Source organism: Chryseobacterium angstadtii (genome assembly GCF_001045465.1).
Lineage (GTDB): Bacteria > Bacteroidota > Bacteroidia > Flavobacteriales > Weeksellaceae > Chryseobacterium > Chryseobacterium angstadtii.
Window position 1 is genome coordinate 160,832 of sequence record NZ_LFND01000008.1, and the last position, 18,813, is coordinate 179,644.

The window sequence follows — 18,813 nt, forward strand, 5'->3', positions numbered from 1 at the left end:
CAGGGATTTATATTTTAAAGTCCGGAAAATTATCCTTTCTTAGTGTGTGTACTCTTTGGAGCTGCTTTCGCTGCAGAAGTAGCTTTTACTTTTGGAGCGGCAGGTTTTTCTGCTTTTGGAGCTGCTTTTTTAGGAGCCTCTTTCTCAATGCTTACTTCTTCCTGTGCAGGATCTAATGTTTCAGGTTCTGCTTTTACGAAGCTTTCAGGAGTAACGTATCCTGCTTTCTGAAGGATGTTGTACCACTGGGCCAGTTTCTTGATATCAGAAGCATATACTCTTTCAGTATCATAATTAGGAAGAGAAGCCGTCATAAAGTCTTTCAGCGTATCATCTGAAGATTTGTGAGAAATAGCTTCCTTATAATCATAATTTTTAGCAATATTTTCAAAAACTTCAAACAAAGGAACTTCTTTATCGAACGTGAACATGGCAATATTATCCAGTAAACTCACCTGGCTGGAGTTTCCGATACTAACTTTCTTTTTGCTAGTAACATCTTCAATGATAAAACCGTTTCTTAATTGAGAAACTAATTTAAAAAGTCCTGGTTTTCCAGAAATTGAAATTATTTTTTCTAACAGCATAATTTTATTTTTTGTAAATTCTGCAATCGGCACGGGGCTTTTTGCTTTGTATTATTTTGTTTTTTAATCCTTACTTAATTATTTTGGAAATCTCATTTTGTAATTGATGCTTACCTCACCCTGGGAGATCTTCGTCAGTTTACCTTTTACGAGTTTTTTCTTCAACACGCTCAGGTGGTCTGTAAACAGAACGCCTTCTATGTGATCGTACTCATGCTGAATTACGCGGGCTCTAATATCGGAAAAAGTTTCTGTATGTTTTACAAAATTTTCGTCATAATATTCAATAAGAATAGTTCCCTTTCTTTTTACATCTTCTCTTACATCCGGAATAGAAAGACATCCTTCATTGAATTTCCATTCTTCCCCTGATTCTTCAAGAATTCTGGCATTAATGAATACCTTTCTGAAGTCAGCCAGTTCGTCTTTGATATCCTCATAATCTTCGTCATCCGCAAGAGGGGTTACGTCAATTACAAACAGGCGAATGTCCAGCCCGATCTGCGGTGCAGCCAGCCCGATACCGTTTGCACTGTACATGGTTTCGAACATATTATCTATAAGTTCCTGTAAACCGGGATAATCTTTATCTATATCTTTCCCTACTTTTCTCAAAACAGGATCCCCAAAAGCTCTTATCGGTAAAATCATCTTATTCTTTGTTCTAAAAAATTCTGCAGTATGATAGTTGCACTTACTTTATCTATTAACCCCTTTTCCTGTCTCTTTTTCTTGCTTTTTCCGCTTTGGGAAATAAAAAAAGAAGCCATTTTGGAGGTAAATCTCTCGTCTAAACGGTGGACGGTGATATCTGCAAATTCTTTTTGAAATTCTTCAATAAATTTTAAAATATCGGTCTCCACTTCGGAAATATTTCCTTTCAAATCTATAGGAAGGCCTACTACCACATCATTAACCTTATTTTCGGTGAAATATTTCTTCAAAAATTCCATCAAAAAACGGGTTTCAACGGTATCCAACCCGCTGGCAATAATCTGCATATCGTCTGTTACAGCGATACCACATCGTGCCTTTCCATAATCTATTGCAAGGATCTGTCCCATAAGTGTGCAAATTTAGTAAAATTTAATGATTTTATTCATAACGCAGTTTTTTTATAAAAATCATGTTTTAATCCATTATTTTTTTTATAATTTTAATCTTCCAAAAAACGAAAATATGAAGAAACTCATCCTCGTAAGACATGCGAAAAGCGACTGGCCGGAAGAAACGGAGGATTTTGACAGACCTTTGGCAGACAAAGGATTGAAAGATGCTATGAACATGTCCCGATTTATGAAAAGCAATGATATTTCCATTGATTATTTTGTTTCCAGCCCGGCGGTACGTGCCCTGAATACATGCAAGATTTTTAATCAGGCCTATCAGCTTACTATATCAACGGAAGACAAACTCTACAATCCCTCAGAAAGAAATTTCGAATCTGTTATCTATGATCTGGATGACAGTGTAAGCTCTGTTGCTTTTTTTTCCCATAACAACGGAATTTCCAATTTTGCGAATTCTATCTCGGAAGATATTTTTCATTTTCCTACCTGCGGAGTGGCCGGTTTTGAAATAGACTGCAACTCGTGGTCCGAATTTGACGGAGCCAAAAAGAAACTTCTTTTCTTTTATGAACCCGGGAAAATTTAATTCCTCTATTTTTTATCTGTTTATTCTTCTACTCTTTTTTTCTTGTCATAAAAAGGAGAAATCCTATATTGAAACCATTTCCTTAAATGATGTTCAGCTTTCTAAAGCCCGTCCCGGCGACTGGAGATATGCCCACGATGAAAAAATCCAGACTTTTGAAGATTTTCAAAAACTGAAGAAGATAAAACCTGAACCCGGAAAGAATACGATCTATCTTCAGCCTGTCGGAGAATTCAATACACTTCAGAAAAAGGAAATAGAACTTACCAGGGAATATCTGAGCAAGTATTTCCAGCTGGAAGTGAAAATACTTCCGGTTTTACCTAATTCTGTATTCCCAAAATCAGCAAGAAGAATCTCTAAGTACGGCCAGGAACAGATTCTGGCAGGCTATGTTCTGGACAGCCTTCTGATTAAAAGAAAACCTGAAGACGCCCTTGTTCTCATGGGAATCACAGAAAAAGATCTTTTCCCAAAACCTGAATGGAATTATGTGTTCGGAATGGCATCTTATGAAACCGGTACGGGCGTAACTTCCTTATACCGTTTTTCCGATGGCAATCTTTCTGCATCTAATTTTAATGAAAGTCTGGAAAGACTGATTAAAATAAGTTCTCACGAAATCGGGCACATGTTCGGAATCAGCCACTGTCTGAATGCCAACTGCGTCATGAACGGAACCAATACCCTTCCCGAAACAGATTTTCATTTTGCAAGAGCATGCTCTCTTTGTCAACTGAAACTAAACGCCAGTCTGCGATATGATCACCAAAAACGTTTAACGGATCTGAAGCAGTTTTTTGAAAAACAGCATCTCAATTCTGAGCTCTCACGTGCCCAGCAGGATTTTAATCTGTTTAAATAGCTCGAAAAATATTCCCAATTCAATTTCATCAATTCATTTCAATAAAAGCTCCTAAAATACGAAGCTAAGCAGTATCTATTTCAACAGCTCTCTTTGGATATTTCACCAATTCTTTGTTTATGATTTTTATCAGAACCTGAATGATTTTATTTTTAATAAAGTACTTTTGTCAAACTTTTAATTATTCTAAATAAAAATAAAATGAAAAGACAACTTTATTTCTTTCTTTTTGTTTTTCTGTTAGCAGGAAACAAAATGTATTCGCAGGCAACAGCCAATGTATTGATTGATAATCTGAATACCCCAAATCCAATGGTGATAGACGGCAGCAACATGTACATTGGTGTTTATTATCTTGATAAAGTCATCAAAGTGAATATTGATGATCCAAGTATTCCTCCGGTGGATGTGGTAACAGGCGTAAACCGTCCTTATGGTCTGGCACTGAAAGATAATATCCTTTACATCTCAGAATTTGGAGGAGACCGACTTTCAAAGGTGGATCTTAGTGCTCCTCACCAAACCGCGGAAGTGGTTTTAACCGGAATAAGCAGCCCGCTAGGTCTTGAATTTCTCGGAAACGACTTGTATATGGCACTTGAAGGGGATAACAAAATCGCTAAAATAGATGTAACCCAGCCTACTCCTCAACTGATTGATGTAACACCTGCCCAATCTCCTTTCGAAATAGAGATTATCGGGAATGAAATCTTTTATACGGAACGATTTGCAAGCCAGATTTCAAAATTTGAGCTAAATACGTTCAACTCACCTACAGTAGTGGCGCAGGGATTAAGTTATCCATCGGGGCTTACGCATTATGGAAAAGAACTCTTTGTTTGTGAAGCCGGAGCTTCCAAAGTATCCAAAATTAATTATGCACAAGCTAACCCTACAGTATCAACAGGGCTTGTTTCAACCGGGTTTGACTATCCTTCAGGATTAACGGTAAAAGGCAGTATCATTTATGTGACAGACTTTTTCGCAGGTACACTTTTAAAAGCAGATTTATCCGCTTTATCCGTTTCAGATCACAAGAAGCGTGAAAATACCATGTCTCTTTATCCTAATCCGGCAAAAGAAACAATAACGGTTAAGAATGCTCCTGCAAAAGATTATAAGATATTCGGAATGATTGGAAACCTTGTGCTTTCAGGAAAAATGGAAAGAGACTCTATTAACGTAAGCCAGCTTACAAAAGGCGTTTACATCATCCAGATTGGTGATGTTATCCAGAAATTCATCAAAGAGTAACACCAAATTTTATATAAAAACAAAGAGCTTCAGCATGTGTTGAAGCTCTTTGTTTTAACTCTTAACTAAAGTATTATGGAAAGCAATTTTGCTTTTTTGCCATTTAGCCTTATATTTTTTTCAAGTTCAGATCATCAAAATCAAAGCTGAAATCGGTGACATCTGAAATCGGTTTTAATTCGGCGGACTCTGCTTTTCCGTTTTCATCATACTTAAAAATAATGTAGGCATCTGCATCATAGCTTCTGTCATCCCATTTCACAATAAACGAATTGTTGGAATAAGGAAGCAGCTCCCCTTTCAATCTTGGAGAGTTTTTACAGACAATTCTGTAGGTATTCCCCTGTTGTGAGATTTCAACATCTCCAAACCACTGGTCGTTATATTTCCCTGTGAATTGCTCAGCTTTTGGCTGAAGATTTTTATCTTTTTTAAATGCTTCAGATTTTGCGAAAGCCTCTTTTTTCTGTTTATCGAAATCGGCATTTACTTTGGACATTCTTTCTCCGTAGGTTTTCAGCCAGTTTCTATCCGCAACACCTAAATAAGAATCTTTTACCGTATTGGTTATTGTATTAAAAGCAGCTCCGGACTGCTGGTTGGTAAGTACTACAATGCCCAGCTTCAGATCCGGAATCAAAGTAAATTGCGTAACCGTTCCGATAAGACCTCCTGTGTGCTGAATCTGTTTATGTCCTTTCACATCGCTCAGGAACCATCCTAAACCATACCCGTAAAAGCTGGTGTCATAAGGATTCTTTAAAGCAACTCTATCCGGAATCTGCAAGCTCCATAACTGTTGTACATTTTTATCTGAAACGAGTTTCTTACCGTCTTTAGTGGTGAAATTATTTAAAAGACAGTCTGCCCATGCAGTCATATCTTTAATATTACTCATAATTCCTCCGGCAGCATTTCCTGTTTCATTCCAATCGTGAGGAACGGCAATGGCTTTTCCGTCTACAGGAGCATGAGCATCAATTTTATTGGCTACCACTTTAGCTCTGTTGTAGCTTCCAAAACTGGAAGTCATTCCTACAGGTTTCATAATTCTCTGCTCGATAAACTCGGCCCAGCTTAATCCTGAAATTCTGTGGATCACTTCTCCGGCTACGATAAACATGATATTGTTGTAATCCAGTTTTGTTCTGAAAGGATTTTCCGGCTTCAGATATCTTACATTGTGAACGATATCATTCACCGTCAGATTTCCGCCTTCAGGAAAAAACATCAGATCTCCCTGCCCTAACCCTAATCCGGCTCTGTGCGTCACAAGGTCTTTGATTGTAACATTTTGGGAAACATATGGATCGTACATCTGAAATTCAGGGATATATTTTGAAACTTTATCGTCCCAGTTCAGTTTTCCTTCGTCTGCTAAAATGGCCAAAGCAGTACAGGTGAATCCTTTGGAGTTGGAAGCAATTCCTACCAATGTATTGTCGTCCATCGGCTGTTTGGTGGTTAGAGAACGTTGTCCGAAACCTTTGGAATAGATCACTTTTCCATCTTTAATAATCCCAACGGACATTCCCGGAACATCAAAAGTTTTTAAAGTATTCTGGATAAGCTCATCCAATTTCTTTTCTTCAACCTGAGCATTGAAAAGCCCTACTGCTGCAAGAAAAAGTAAAAGAGAAAATTTCTGCTTCATTTTTTTTTAATTTTCTCAAATTTAGTAAATATTCGGTGACTCAAATTTTGCAGCTGAAAAAAATTATCTATTTTCCCAACATTCAATTTTATCTGAATGAAAAAATCAGCTTATCTATTTCTATTCATATTTTTTACAGCTACCCTTTTTAAAAGTCAGACTAAGGTTGATTCTTCATTTCTTATTAACACATGGAAACTGGTGAAAATAGACCAATTAACTTATATCTTTAAAAGTCAGGAAAATTTTGATCAAAAATGGGGTGGAATAAGGTTTAAGAAGAATGGAAAATTTGTATCCTCCAATGCTAAACCAGCATGTGGTACAACTATAATAGAGAAGCTTCAGTCTAATCAATTAAAGCTGTATCGTAATCGTGGAACATGGAAAATAGATTCTGACACTACCATTATCATAACAAGTCCTAAACTCCTAGCGCTCAAAGGTAAATTCATTATATCACAGCTTCCCGATAAAAGTCTGTCGTTAAAAAGATTCATTAAAATAGTCAAGAAATAAATCTTTCCTAACTTTGCACAAATTTCAGATCTTCATGACAAAAATCCTCCTTCTTTCCGATTCCCATTCTTATATAGATGACCGTATTTTGGAATATGCGCGTCAGGCTGATGAAATCTGGCACTGTGGAGATTTTGGAAGTATGGAAGTTATTGAAGAACTGGAAAAAATAAAACCGTTAAAAGGAGTTTACGGAAATATCGACAATGCAAAGATCCGGGCTGAATTTCCTGAAGTAAACCGTTTTTTCTGTGAGGATCTTGAAGTTTTAATGATCCATATCGGCGGGTATCCCGGAAAATATACACCGCTTACTCATAAGGAAATTTCTGAAAAAGCTCCGAAATTATTTATTTCAGGGCATTCCCACATTTTAAAAGCGATGTTTGATCAGAAAAACAATCTTCTGCACTTAAATCCGGGAGCCTGCGGAAAACAGGGCTGGCATAAAACAAGAACGATGATGCGCTTTGTGGTGGAAGGAGAGGAAATCAAGGATCTGGAAATCATTGAACTTGGACCGAAAAATTAATTTTAACAATCAATCTGAACAGATTCAATCATAAAAAAGGGAGACATTACATGAAAATCGGGGACAAAGTTTCTGTAGTAGATGAGGATTTAAGCGGAAGCATTACTTCTGTGAACGGTAATATTGTTGTTTTTAAAGATGAGTATGGATTTACCTACAAGTATCCGAAAGAGAAACTTGTTCCAAAAAATGCCGATCTTTATGAAAATATGAGGGTCGAGAGAAAAGCAGAGCCTAAAAAAGTGGTTTCCAAAAAACACCAGAAAAATCATATGGTTCTGGATCTTCACTTTCATCATTTGGTTAAAAATCCCAATGATTATGATAGTTTTGAAAGACTTTTCATTCAGAAAGCAAAACTGACAGAGGTTCTTGAGTTCTGTAGAAAGCATCATCTGAAAAGGCTTGAAATTGTACACGGAATCGGTGACGGGACGCTGCAGAAAATGGTTATGGATGTTTTAGAAAGCCAGACGGATATTGATTTTTACAATAAGGAAATACTTCACCATCAATCAGGTGCCGTTATGATAGAATTTCACTAAATTTGCATCAATTGAAATATGAACGTACTTAATTTACTTTTTACCAAAGACGGATTAATCTGCCAGATTGCAAAAAACAAAAGCATTCTGGAGGAAAAGTCTTATTTCGTTACCGAAGAAACACCGGAAAATTTAATTGAAGACAAACTGGATGAGATTCTTCTCAAGCAAAGGTTTGAAGAGATCCATGTGATTTCGGCACTGAATCATTTTACGCTGATGCCGGAAGGATTTTCAGAGCATGAGGCAGGATTTGAACTCATTGCTTTCAATGCTCCGGCTGATCGGGAAAAAGAGGAACTGATGCTTTCCGTGAACAAAAGATTCGGAGTTCAGTTTTATTATACATTTCCTAAAAATCTGTATAAGAAAATAAAAGAGCTGGCGGTTCCTGTTCATTTTAATTTTTCTGGAGAAAAGTTTTTGAACTCTATCAACAATAAGAACAGTAAGGAAATTCATATCAATCTGTATCACAACCAGTGTGAGTTTTTTGCTATTGATAACAAGAAAGTCATTTTATACAACAATCTGGATGTGAATTCTGAAGTAGATTTTCTTTATTTCGTGATGTTTACGCTGAGCAAAATAGGTTTTGGAATCAATGAAACCAATTTCTATGCGTATGGAGAAACAACGGAAAATGAAACGTTTATTTCCGAGCTTCAGAAGTTCGTTAAGAATATGAGAATTGTCTTTGACAATGTTCCCAATAAAAATTTTATACTTAATTAAAAGGGACTAGGAATCAGGAATGAGGGCTTAGCCTTAATGCGTTTCCCTACTTCCTAAAACCTATTACCTAAATCTTAAACAAATATGTTCAGAATAATCTCAGGCAAATGGAAAGCTAAAAAAATAGCCGCACCCAAGAATTTTGATGTAAGGCCTACTACGGATTTCGCAAAAGAAGCGCTTTTCAGTATCCTGGAAAACAAATATGACATGCAGTCTATTGCCGTACTTGATCTTTTTGCAGGTATCGGCTCCATTACTTTTGAATTTGCTTCCCGCGGATGCCAGGATGTTACTTCAGTTGAGCTGAATCCGAAACACACCAGCTTTATCAATTCTACGGCTTCGGAACTCGATATGTCTTTGCAGATCAATGTTCAGAGAGGTGATGTTTTCGACTGGCTTAAAAAATTCAGAAACAAGAAGAGCTTCGAGATTGTATTTTCTGATGCTCCTTTCGAAATGGAAGAAAAGAAATATTACGAGCTGCTGTCTTTAGTGCTTAACAATAAATTTGTAAAGCCCAACGGTATTCTGATCGTAGAGCATCAAAGCAGAATGAAACTTGAACATCCCAATTTAATAGACACGCGAAAATACGGAAATGTAAGTTTCAGTTTTTTCGAAGCGAATAAAGATGATAATCAGGAAATTTAATTCCTGATTATTTTTTTTACGGAAAGTTCCGGTGCAGCAATTCCCCAATTGGTAATGGCTTCAATAACCGGAAGCAGCGTTTTTCCGAAATCTGTCAGTGTATATTCTACCATCAACGGAGGTTTTTCCGTATATACCTTTCTGTTGACGATATGATCTTCCTCGAGCTGTTTCAATTGCAGACTCAGTGTTCTTTCCGTAATGGTGGGAATTAATTTTCTTAATTCATTATATCTTTTGGCTCCGTCTGTCAGATGGAACAAAATCACAGCCTTCCACTTTCCTCCGATAAACTTCATGGTTACGCTGGTACAGCAGGGATATTCTTTATTATCTATCGTATACATTTTATACTATCATTTTTTACCGTTATTGCAAAGGTAATAAACTTAAATTACTTTTGTAACTATAAAAATGATAGTACAATAATTTATGAACTTTTTAGAACAAATGAAAAGAAGGTATACGGTAAAAAAGTATAACCCTCAGGTAAAAATCAGTGCAGAAAAGATTTCAGAACTGAAAGAAATTCTTAATTTAAGTCCTTCCTACATCAACAGCCAGCCATGGAATTTTATTTTCGTGAATATGCCTGAACTTAAAACGCAACTGGCGGAAGTCTCTTATTTTAACAAAGAAAAAGTATTGGAAAGCAGCCATATTATTGTTTTCCAGATGATGAAAAATCCGGAAGACTTTGAAAGACAAATTGAAGAAAATCTTCCTGAAGGATCTGTCAACTATTACAGAACCATGGTAAAACCGCATGGTGAAGCTGCAGTTCGTGCATGGATGGGACATCAGGTTTATCTTTCTCTCGGCGTTCTTCTGTCTGCATGTGCCGCTATGGGAATAGATTCCACTCCTATGGAAGGAATTGAAACTGAAAAATACGACGGAATTCTGAAAAATGATTCTTATGAAACTCTATTCGCAGTAGCCATAGGAAAAAGAGATGACAGTGACAGCAATCATCCGGAAACCACTCCAAAAAGAAGACTGAACCGTGAAATGGTAATTTTAGAGTCTTAATAAATGGACGATTTCTTAGTAAAAATAAAAGCTGCTTCTTTCGAAACAGCTTTTTGTATTATAAAACCTTCAGTTCTAAATCTATGGTCTTTCCAAAGAATTTCTTGGAGATTTTCTCAAAGTTTTTCGTAAGATCCGAAAGATAGAAATGATAATTGGGTTTGGGATTATTATCATTCAGAAGGTGGTATTTATCCAGAATGATCTTCAGATGGTTGGCCACAATATTAGGTGAATCTATCACTCGGACTCTGTTTCCGTAGTACTGTTTGATCTCATCTATTAATAGAGGATAATGGGTACAGCCCAGGATAAGGGTCTCAATATTCTTCAGCTTATTGTTGCTTAAATAGTTATAAATAATAGCATGTGTAATCGGATGGTTTTTGAAACCTTCTTCGATCGCCGGAACCAGCAATGGTGTGGCCAGCTCGTCTACTTTAATCCATTTATTCTGCTTTCTGATGCTTTTTTTGTACAATCCGGAGTTCACAGTCGCTTTTGTAGCAATAACTCCCACATTATTATGGATTTCATAGGCTACTTTTTCTGCCACAGGATTAATAACATCTATGACAGGAACTTTTCCGTTCACAGACTGCATCACTTCATTCAAAGCATTGGCTGTAGCCGTATTACAGGCAATAACAATAGCTTTACAGTTTTGCTGAAGCAGGAAATTGGTGATCTTGGTAGAGTATTCTATAATGGCATCTTTCGATTTTTCACCATACGGAAGGTGTTTGGTATCTCCGAAATAGATCAGGTCTTCATGAGGAAGAAGTCTTTTGATCTCTTTGGCTACGGTAAGTCCTCCCACTCCGCTATCGAAAATACCGATGGGCTGGCTTGGTGAAAGATGTGAATAATCTTGTTTTTTAGTTTTCAAGTGAGCTGAAATTTTATACAAAAATAGTGAATAATCGGATATTTAATTAAGATTACCTATTGAAAAATCTTTCGGATACCTTACTTTATAACTTACCCTGATCTTTTTTGTTTCTGATGAAGAAATTTTAACGTTCCACAATAAGAAGCCTTTCTCTTTATCAAATTCTGCATTATCATTTTGAAGAAGCTCGATCTTTACACTGTCATCTTTACTTAAGGGGATCTGATCCCTTATTTCCATATTGATTGCTTCTTTTTTATTATTCCGGACTACAAGGTCATAAGTAATGGTTTTTTCCTGATAAGAAGAAAATAATTTTTCGCTGGCTTTATCATTTATCATTTCTTTACGAACACTGATTTTCTTATCATCCCCAAGCGTAATACTTATTTTATCATTCGTCTGATTGGGGCTTATCTTTGTTTCACCAACATACATATCTTCAAAAATCACACTGGCAGAGCCTGAAATGAGATTATATTTATTAAAATCTTTAATATCCGCGACCAGATATGCCGTAGGATTGTATTTTGGAACGGTATAATATTTATATTCAGCCGGAAGTTTAATCTGTTTTAAGTTGATAAAATGGTCTTCATCATTTGAAAGAATATCATAAGGAATATCTGTGTCAAAACTTACATTCAACTGATTTTCGTTAATTCTCATTCCATATCCAGTGACAACCACTTCCTCAATTTGCTTAGAAGATACAGTATCTCTATTTCCTGAATAACCCAGGTTTACTCTTTCCTCATTTTTATATGAATTCAAAAACCAAGGATTCATTACCGGGGCTTCGTTATTTCTTGAAGATCTTGCATTCACCAAAGAAAGCTTTACCCCCTTCCAGTCGAGCCCGGTATTCTGTCTTACCTTTGCTTTAAAAGTAATATCCAAAGGCTCTGTAAGTTTATTACCTTTCACTTCATAAAACGGTTCCCAAAAAACATTCTCAGCCAGATAGCCCAGATCCATTTTTGTATTTCCTCCTTTACTGCTTACCATTTTAAGAATAAGAACCCCATCAGAAAAAGTTTCTTCAGCTTCAGTATTCGCTTTAAGACGGTTTCTTAACCTTTCCAGCTGCTGTACAGTCTGTGTATATTTTTTATTGATATCAAGCTGCGCTATACTTATTTCATTTCTTTTGGTCTTATAATATTCTGTTAGCTGCATCAATTGTGCTACACTCGAAGTATTACTTCCCACTAAAAGACCTTGATTTTTATCTAAAAGTTCCAAGGTTTTCTCATTGGTCTGCCGCTCAATATTGATTTTCGTACTGAGATTTTCCAAAACGGCAATACTGTCTTTAATTCTTTTACCGTTAGGATTATTATTCTCATAATAGTTCGAGTTATAGCTGCTACTGTATTGTGCCGAAAGAATTGAAAAATCCTTATTATTCGTATTTATCTGTATTGATTTCTCCACAATTTCATCTGAAATATTGGTCACCACAATTTCAGAAGTTCCTGCAGGAAACGAAACATTCACAGAGTTTTGGAGTTCGGCAGAAGTCCTGTAAACATTTACAGTATTAACTTTTGCTTTGGTAAAAATTGGTTTTTGAGAAAAATGTAAGGCACTTAAAAACAGAAAAAGTAACAGTAAGTTTTTCTTCATGGTTGATTGTTTTTATTTAAAGTATAATTTCAAATATACATTAATAAATGCTATACCAAAAATAAATCCGAAGCAATTCCATCTGCCATAAACCAATGTTTTTCCGGGATTTTCAAATGATTTTCCTCGGTGATTAAAATTCCTTCTTCCAGTTTGGATTTTATTTCCTGGTGAAAATGATCAAGGATCTTATCATTGAATTTACTTTTCAGACTCTCCATATCCACTCCCCAAATGGTTCTGAGGCCGATCATAATCATTTCATTGAACTGATCTTCCTGCGACAGAATTTCTTCTTCCTTAGCCAAAGTTCCTGCATGAAGCTTTTTAATATACTGCTGATTGTTGGCTACATTCCAGCTTCTGACATCAAATCCGTTGTAAGAATGGGCAGAAGGACCAATTCCAAGATATTCCTTGTATTTCCAATAGGACGAATTGTGTCTTGAATAAAAACCGGGTTTCGCAAAATTGGAAACTTCATAATGTTCAAAACCGTTATCTTTTAAGAAATCAGACAGGTAGTAAAACTCTTTATTCTGCTCTTCTTCTCTCGGACTCATAATTTTACCTTTTGAAATCCAGTTTTCCAAAGCTGTTTTCGGTTCAACAGTTAAGGCGTAGGATGAAATATGGGGAACTTCTAAAGCAATTGTCTTGTTTAAATTTTCTTTCCAGATCTCAAGATTCGAAGTGGGAGAACCATAAATCAGATCTATACTTAAATTTTCAAATCCAAAATCCTGCGCTCTTTTAATGGAGTCTTCTGCTTCAGAGGCATTGTGTGCCCTGTTCATTAATTTCAGATCTTCCTCAAAAAAACTCTGTGTCCCGATAGAAAGTCTGTTCACCGGAGATTGAGCCAGCTGTTTTAAGAAATTTTTATCCAGATCATCCGGGTTGGCTTCTAAAGTGACCTCAATATCCTGATCAAAACTGAAATATTTCAAAACTTCATCAATAAGAGCATTGATTTCATCTGCCGAAAGGATAGATGGTGTTCCACCTCCAAAATACAGGGATTTCAGATTTTTATTCTGCAGTTCATCTTTTCTGAGGCGGATTTCATTCTTCATGGCACTCATCATTTCATCTTTAAAGGTTAAAGAAGTAGAAAAGTGAAAGTTGCAGTAACTGCACTTCTGTTTGCAGAAAGGGATGTGAATATATATCATAAAAAAAGCTCTGAAAATTTCAGAGCTCAAATTTATTTAAATTAAATCATATTAGTATCTATATCCTCTATGATTAATAAAGTTATCAAAGTTGTAACCTAAGCTGATCATGAAGCTGTTTCCACCATAGGTCTGAATATCAGACATTCCGATGTTGTAGGTAGCTCCGATCATGAATTTGTTGAATCTTACTTTAACAACCGGTGCTACCTGTAGCTGCTGGCTGTCGAATCTGTTCTGTACCGTTCTGTAGCTTACTCCGGCAGAGAATGAGTTGATATCATTAAAGAATGTTGCCATTAGGTTATAATCAATCATTCTTGTTGAATTCGTATTCAGGTTGATTAATGCTGAAGGCGTTACAAAGATATTGTCTGCAAAATGCCAGTTGTAACCTAAGTTTAAGAAGAATTTAATTGGTGAAGGCTCAATTCCGTTTACAATAGCTTTATCGTTGCTTAGTGCGATATCATTTACGGATACTCCTGCAAAGATATTTCTATAGGTAGCTGCCGCACCAAAGTTGGCATAAGCCATAAAAATATTCCCTTCTTTACCAATCAACAATGGATCGTAACCATCTTCAACATTCACTGAAGTATAGTCGAAGTTCATATTATAAAATGAAACACTTGTACCGAAAGAGAATTGATCTTTTCTTTCTCCTTCACTACTTAGTGGAATAAAGTATGAAGCTCCCGCTGTAATACCGCCTGCGGAAATAGGACCGTTACTATCTCTGAAAATAGAAAGCCCTGCTCCTACTCTGTCGAAAATGTTCCCATTGATTCCTATAGACTGCGTATTTGGAGAATCGCTGAACTTGTCAAATTGTTTGTGGTAATTAGCATTAAGCTGCACGTAATCGGTCTTTCCGTACTGAGCTGGGTTGAACAGGAATTCACCATCCAAAAGATATTGCTGATAGTATGGTAGTGATTCTTGTGCTTTGTATGCATTTGACAAAAGAGCTAAACATACGATAGCATATAGTTTTCTCATAACAAATCTTGATTTCAATTCAACAAATATAAAAAAATTCTCAATATATTTTTAGTTTTCTAAATAATTTCTCCATTTTTTTACGGCATCCGCCATATCTTTCGGCATTGGGCTCTCAAAATACAATTCCTTTCTTGTGGTAGGGTGGATAAACCCTAATGTATGAGCATGAAGTGCATGCCTCGGAAGAATCTCAAAAACATTTTTTATAAACTGCTTATACTTAGGAAGATTCACTCCTCTGAGAGGGATATTTCCTTCATATCTTTCGTCATTAAATAAAGTATGCCCAATATGTTTGAAATGAGCCCGGATCTGGTGCGTTCTTCCCGTTTCGAGCTTACATTCTACCCAGGTCATGTATTTAAAACGTTCCAATACCTTATAATGAGTCACGGCATGCTTTCCATGACTTCCGTCTTCATATACGGACATCTGCATTCTGTTTTTTGGATGCCTTCCGATATGTCCTCTGATGGTTCCTTCCTCTTCCTGAGGATTTCCCCAGACAAAAGCCCAATATAATCTTTTGGTGGTTCTGTTGAAAAACTGTTTGGCCAGGAAGCTCAATGCGTATTCATTCTTTGCAATCACCAGAAGTCCCGAAGTATCTTTATCAATCCTGTGAACAAGCCCTACTCTGTCCAGATCAGATTTCTGACCGTTCTTTTCAAAGTGGAAAGCCAGTGCATTCACCAGCGTTTTATCCCAGTTTCCATGTCCAGGATGTACTACCATTCCCGGTTCTTTATCTACCACCACAAGATCATCATCTTCATACACAATATTGATAGGAATATCCTGAGGAACAATTACATTTTGTCTTGGCGGATGAGCAAGAAGCACGGAAATCTGATCGCCAGGTTTCACACGGTAATTCTGTTTCACCGCAACTCCGTTTACCACCACATTTCCCGCCCTGCAGGTCTGTGAAATTTTATTTCTTGAAGAATTCTGTCTGTATATTTGCAGGAACTTGTCTATCCTTAGAGTCTCCTGATTTCTGTCCACCGTGATATTAAGATGCTCGTACAAACCTTTATTTTCCTCATCCATATCAATATTCTCGATACTATCGGACTCTAATAATTCTTCATCTAAAAAATCGTCGTTATCTTCTGCCATTGTTTTATCTTTTTTACACAAAAGGCCCCAACATTTTGCAGTTGAAGCCTATATATTATATAATAACGTGTTGTTATTCTACTACTACTTTTTTAGCCTTTGGTTTTTGGGCCGGCTGCTGTTGAGCCGTATTTCCGGTCGTCGCTGGTTTATTTCCTGAACCCTGGCTGCTTAATGCAGTAGATTTAGGCTTTTCTGCTCCCGCTCCTGCAGGTTTAACTCCGGTAGACGTAGTGGTCTTCGGCTGTTCCGGTTTGAATACTTCCGGTTTAGGAACTTCTTTTTTAGGTACCGGTGCTGCTGCAGGCGGATCAAAGCTTGGTTCCGGACGGCTTACTTCGTCGTAATGTACCGGCGGCAGTGAAGTATCTACTTTCATTCGGTAGATAGAGTTCAGCTGTTCTACTTTAGCCCGAAGCTCGGCAGGAGTTCTCTTACTTGCCCAAAGGTCGATCTGCATTCCCTGATCTCTTACATCTCCTGAAGCGGGATCCTGATAATAAATAATATCAGATTCATCCTTACTTCCGTCTTCATGCTCTACAAGACCTACCTCAAACATACTTTTAGCGATAACTGCTCTCGCTTCTTTTACCGAAAGTCCTACCACACTTGGAATAGAGATATTTCTCATAGGTCCTGAACCTACCACCACATCAATCACAGAGAATCTTGGAAGACGTGATCCCGGATTCACCGCATTACCTTTATATAATACTCTTAAAAGAGCATCTTTCTGAATACTTGGTTCGTAAATGGTATCTCCGATTTTAAGACCCACCTGATCCAGTCTCTGGAAAGCCAGTCCTGAATATTTATTGATTACATCCGGAACAGTAATAGGAGCCCATGTTCTTGGGTTCACTACAATTCTCACCAATGATCCCGGTTTTACACGGGAACTGGATAACGGGTGCATCTTTAAAACCTGAAAAGGCTTAAACTTAGGATTATATTCTGCACTGTCTACTTCATATTCCAATCCCGTATCTTCCAATATTTTTACGGCATCATAAACCGATTTGTTGATAACATTAGGTACAGGAATTTCCTGACCGTGATTGGTATGGTATTCCAGCCAACGGAAAGTAAGCCACACCAACCCCACAAAAACACCGATGGCGACTACTAAATTCAGTAAAACTTTCCAGTTGAAAAGTGATTTAAGCATACTTAAAAATACTTTAATTATAACGGCAAATATAGCTAATAATTTTAAATGTACTTTTATTTAACACAATTCATTTCAATTTTAAAATTTCTGAAATTCCCTTATTGCATTACATAAAATGATTAAATTTGCCTTAATTGATACTATAATGGTTATGAGCAAAAAAAGAGTTGCCGTTGTCATGGGAGGCTATTCAGATGAATATGTGGTTTCCTTAAAAAGCGGACAGTTGATCTACGATTCTCTGGACAGAAATTTATATGACGTTTATAAAGTGGTGATCCTTAAAAACGAATGGTATTTTTTAGGGGAAAACGACAGGAAATATGAAATCAACCGCGGAGATTTTTCAGTAACATTAGATAATAATGAACCGCTGAAATTCGATGTTTGTTTCAACATTATCCACGGAACACCCGGTGAAAATGGAATTCTTCAGGCCTATTGGGATGCCATAGGACAAAAATATACAGGATGTGACTTCTATCAGAGTGCATTAACCTTCAATAAAAAAGACACCTTAGCCGTATTGTCGAAATATGGAATTCCTTCTGCCAAGAGCATTTATTTAAGAAAAGGAGAAGATATCAATACGGATGAGATCGTTGAAAGCTTAGGTCTTCCGGTTTTCGTTAAGCCTAATCAGTCCGGATCCTCTCTGGGCATCTCAAAAGTAAAGGAAAAATCAGAATTGATGGCCGCTACAGAAATAGCGTTCAAAGAGGATGATGAAATTCTGATCGAAAGCTTCCTGGACGGAATGGAAGTGTCTGTAGGCGTGATCGATTTCAAAGGAGAAACCATTGTTTTAGGAATTACAGAAATTGTCCCGACCAATGAATTCTTTGATTATGAGGCTAAATACGAAGGAGCTTCAGAGGAAATTACCCCTGCAAGAATAGATGATGCCACAAGAATCCGCGTAGAGGAAATTTCAAAAAGAGCCTACAACTCTCTTGGCATGAGCGGTTTTTCAAGAAGTGAATTCATCCTTATGGACGGCATTCCTTATATGCTTGAAATGAATACCAATCCGGGATTCTCCCCTGCCAGTATTCTTCCTCAGCAGGCAACCCATTATGGGATCTCCATCACAGACCTGTGTGGAAACGAAGTAGAAAAAGCATTGAATAAATAATAATAGAAGTTAGAAATTAGAGGTTAGAAGTGAGTTGTGGCAGGAAAACGGAGGTTTGAAGATGGGAGAAAATCCAGTGAGCAGTATCACCAGATCCCAAAACCTCGAAACCCGTAACACGCTCCGCAAAACAACTCCACCCATAACCCGCAACACGAAACTCATCATCATATGAAAATTGCTGTTTTTCCAGGATCCTTTGATCCTATTACACTGGGACATTACGATATTATTGAAAGAGCGGCTCCGCTTTTTGACAAACTGATTATTGCCATCGGGCAAAATTCTCAGAAAAAATACATGTTCCCTCTGGAAAAAAGAATGGAGTTCATCCAAAATTCTGTAGCCGAATTTCCCAATGTGGAAGTAGATTATTTTGAAGGCCTAACGGTAGATTACTGTTTCGAAAAAAATGCACAGTATATCATCAGAGGATTAAGAAATCCCGCAGATTTTGAATTTGAGAAAGCCATCGCTCATACCAACAGAACATTAGCCCACAAAAAGCTGGAAACCGTATTTCTATTAACCTCATCCGGGAAATCTTTCATCAGCAGCAGCATTGTAAGAGAGATCATCAATCACGGCGGAGAATATGAACTGCTAGTCCCGGACTCCGTAAGAGTACAACGATAAATAATGAGT

The 18,813-nt window shown here is 37.0% G+C and carries 22 protein-coding genes; 11 read left to right on the top strand and 11 right to left on the bottom strand.

Annotation, left to right across the window (positions count from 1 at the left end):
* Positions 1–29: 29 nt before the first annotated feature.
* The 3 genes from ACM46_RS21815 to ruvX form a co-directional block, all read right to left on the bottom strand.
* Entirely contained in the window at positions 30–587 is a 558-nt protein-coding gene (locus ACM46_RS21815; protein WP_048508779.1) for a DUF5606 family protein, read from the bottom strand.
* A 78-nt stretch (positions 588–665) separates the two neighbouring features.
* Entirely contained in the window at positions 666–1,238 is a 573-nt protein-coding gene (gene def, locus ACM46_RS21820; protein ID WP_048508780.1) for a peptide deformylase, read from the bottom strand.
* Positions 1,235–1,651 (bottom strand): Holliday junction resolvase RuvX, encoded by a 417-nt coding sequence (gene ruvX, locus ACM46_RS21825; protein WP_048508781.1) that lies wholly within the window; start codon positions 1,649–1,651, stop codon positions 1,235–1,237. Before ruvX ends, def begins: the two co-directional genes overlap by 4 nt.
* A 115-nt stretch (positions 1,652–1,766) precedes the next feature.
* On the opposite strand from ruvX, the gene ACM46_RS21830 reads away from it, so the two are divergent.
* The 3 genes from ACM46_RS21830 (at position 1,767) to ACM46_RS21840 (ending at position 4,362) form a co-directional block, all read left to right on the top strand.
* Positions 1,767–2,243 carry a SixA phosphatase family protein gene (locus tag ACM46_RS21830; RefSeq protein WP_048508840.1) on the top strand — a complete coding sequence of 159 codons (477 nt, stop codon included), beginning with the start codon at positions 1,767–1,769 and terminating at the stop codon, positions 2,241–2,243.
* Entirely contained in the window at positions 2,224–3,108 is an 885-nt protein-coding gene (locus tag ACM46_RS21835; protein WP_048508782.1) for an archaemetzincin, read from the top strand. The genes ACM46_RS21830 and ACM46_RS21835 overlap by 20 nt, the downstream gene beginning before the upstream one ends.
* Before the next feature lie 201 nt (positions 3,109–3,309).
* Complete coding sequence (locus ACM46_RS21840; protein ID WP_048508783.1) at positions 3,310–4,362, top strand: T9SS type A sorting domain-containing protein; 1,053 nt, start codon at positions 3,310–3,312, stop codon at positions 4,360–4,362.
* Positions 4,363–4,471: 109 nt separating this feature from the next.
* Here ACM46_RS21840 and ACM46_RS21845 read toward each other — a convergent pair whose 3' ends face one another.
* Positions 4,472–6,016 (bottom strand): serine hydrolase, encoded by a 1,545-nt coding sequence (locus tag ACM46_RS21845; RefSeq protein WP_048508784.1) that lies wholly within the window; start codon positions 6,014–6,016, stop codon positions 4,472–4,474.
* A 96-nt stretch (positions 6,017–6,112) separates the two neighbouring features.
* Here ACM46_RS21845 and ACM46_RS21850 point away from each other — a divergent pair, with 96 nt between their 5' ends.
* The 5 genes from ACM46_RS21850 to ACM46_RS21870 all read left to right on the top strand — a co-directional run bounded on the left by ACM46_RS21850 (position 6,113) and on the right by ACM46_RS21870 (position 9,004).
* Positions 6,113–6,535 (top strand): hypothetical protein, encoded by a 423-nt coding sequence (locus ACM46_RS21850; RefSeq protein ID WP_048508785.1) that lies wholly within the window; start codon positions 6,113–6,115, stop codon positions 6,533–6,535.
* Positions 6,536–6,569: 34 nt separating this feature from the next.
* Positions 6,570–7,067, top strand: a complete 498-nt coding sequence (locus ACM46_RS21855) for a metallophosphoesterase family protein (protein WP_048508786.1) — start codon at positions 6,570–6,572, stop codon at positions 7,065–7,067.
* A 50-nt stretch (positions 7,068–7,117) separates the two neighbouring features.
* A complete protein-coding gene (locus ACM46_RS21860; RefSeq protein ID WP_048508787.1) occupies positions 7,118–7,612 on the top strand; it encodes a Smr/MutS family protein in 495 nt (164 codons plus the stop codon).
* Positions 7,613–7,630: 18 nt separating this feature from the next.
* A complete protein-coding gene (locus ACM46_RS21865) occupies positions 7,631–8,347 on the top strand; it encodes a DUF3822 family protein (RefSeq protein ID WP_048508788.1) in 717 nt (238 codons plus the stop codon).
* An 84-nt stretch (positions 8,348–8,431) separates the two neighbouring features.
* On the top strand, positions 8,432–9,004 hold the full coding sequence (locus tag ACM46_RS21870; RefSeq protein ID WP_048508789.1) for an RsmD family RNA methyltransferase: 573 nt from the start codon (positions 8,432–8,434) through the stop codon (positions 9,002–9,004).
* Here ACM46_RS21870 and ACM46_RS21875 read toward each other — a convergent pair.
* Positions 9,001–9,351: a winged helix-turn-helix transcriptional regulator gene (locus ACM46_RS21875; RefSeq protein WP_048508790.1), complete on the bottom strand. Its 351-nt coding sequence runs from the start codon at positions 9,349–9,351 to the stop codon at positions 9,001–9,003. The genes ACM46_RS21870 and ACM46_RS21875 overlap by 4 nt on opposite strands.
* Positions 9,352–9,436: 85 nt before the next feature.
* Here ACM46_RS21875 and ACM46_RS21880 point away from each other — a divergent pair, with 85 nt between their 5' ends.
* A complete protein-coding gene (locus ACM46_RS21880) occupies positions 9,437–10,036 on the top strand; it encodes a nitroreductase family protein (RefSeq protein WP_048508791.1) in 600 nt (199 codons plus the stop codon).
* A 58-nt stretch (positions 10,037–10,094) separates the two neighbouring features.
* Here ACM46_RS21880 and murI read toward each other — a convergent pair whose 3' ends face one another.
* The 6 genes from murI to ACM46_RS21910 all read right to left on the bottom strand — a co-directional run bounded on the left by murI (position 10,095) and on the right by ACM46_RS21910 (position 17,030).
* Positions 10,095–10,925, bottom strand: coding sequence for a glutamate racemase (gene murI, locus ACM46_RS21885; RefSeq protein ID WP_048502928.1), 831 nt, complete (start codon positions 10,923–10,925; stop codon positions 10,095–10,097).
* A gap of 42 nt (positions 10,926–10,967) precedes the next feature.
* The gene (locus ACM46_RS21890; protein WP_048508792.1) at positions 10,968–12,557 is read right to left on the bottom strand and encodes a DUF4139 domain-containing protein; all 1,590 of its coding nucleotides are present in this window, start codon (positions 12,555–12,557) and stop codon (positions 10,968–10,970) included.
* 50 nt (positions 12,558–12,607) lie between these two features.
* The gene (gene hemW, locus ACM46_RS21895) at positions 12,608–13,732 is read right to left on the bottom strand and encodes a radical SAM family heme chaperone HemW (RefSeq protein ID WP_083997499.1); all 1,125 of its coding nucleotides are present in this window, start codon (positions 13,730–13,732) and stop codon (positions 12,608–12,610) included.
* 51 nt (positions 13,733–13,783) lie between these two features.
* Complete coding sequence (locus ACM46_RS21900) at positions 13,784–14,734, bottom strand: PorP/SprF family type IX secretion system membrane protein (protein WP_048508793.1); 951 nt, start codon at positions 14,732–14,734, stop codon at positions 13,784–13,786.
* A 51-nt stretch (positions 14,735–14,785) separates the two neighbouring features.
* A complete protein-coding gene (locus ACM46_RS21905; RefSeq protein WP_048508794.1) occupies positions 14,786–15,859 on the bottom strand; it encodes an RluA family pseudouridine synthase in 1,074 nt (357 codons plus the stop codon).
* Between the two features lie 73 nt (positions 15,860–15,932).
* Positions 15,933–17,030 (bottom strand): PASTA domain-containing protein, encoded by a 1,098-nt coding sequence (locus ACM46_RS21910; RefSeq protein ID WP_048508795.1) that lies wholly within the window; start codon positions 17,028–17,030, stop codon positions 15,933–15,935.
* Between the two features lie 154 nt (positions 17,031–17,184).
* Here ACM46_RS21910 and ACM46_RS21915 point away from each other — a divergent pair, with 154 nt between their 5' ends.
* Complete coding sequence (locus ACM46_RS21915) at positions 17,185–18,168, top strand: D-alanine--D-alanine ligase (protein WP_048508842.1); 984 nt, start codon at positions 17,185–17,187, stop codon at positions 18,166–18,168.
* 171 nt (positions 18,169–18,339) lie between these two features.
* Positions 18,340–18,804 (top strand): pantetheine-phosphate adenylyltransferase, encoded by a 465-nt coding sequence (gene coaD / locus ACM46_RS21920; RefSeq protein WP_048508796.1) that lies wholly within the window; start codon positions 18,340–18,342, stop codon positions 18,802–18,804.
* Positions 18,805–18,813: the final 9 nt, after the last annotated feature.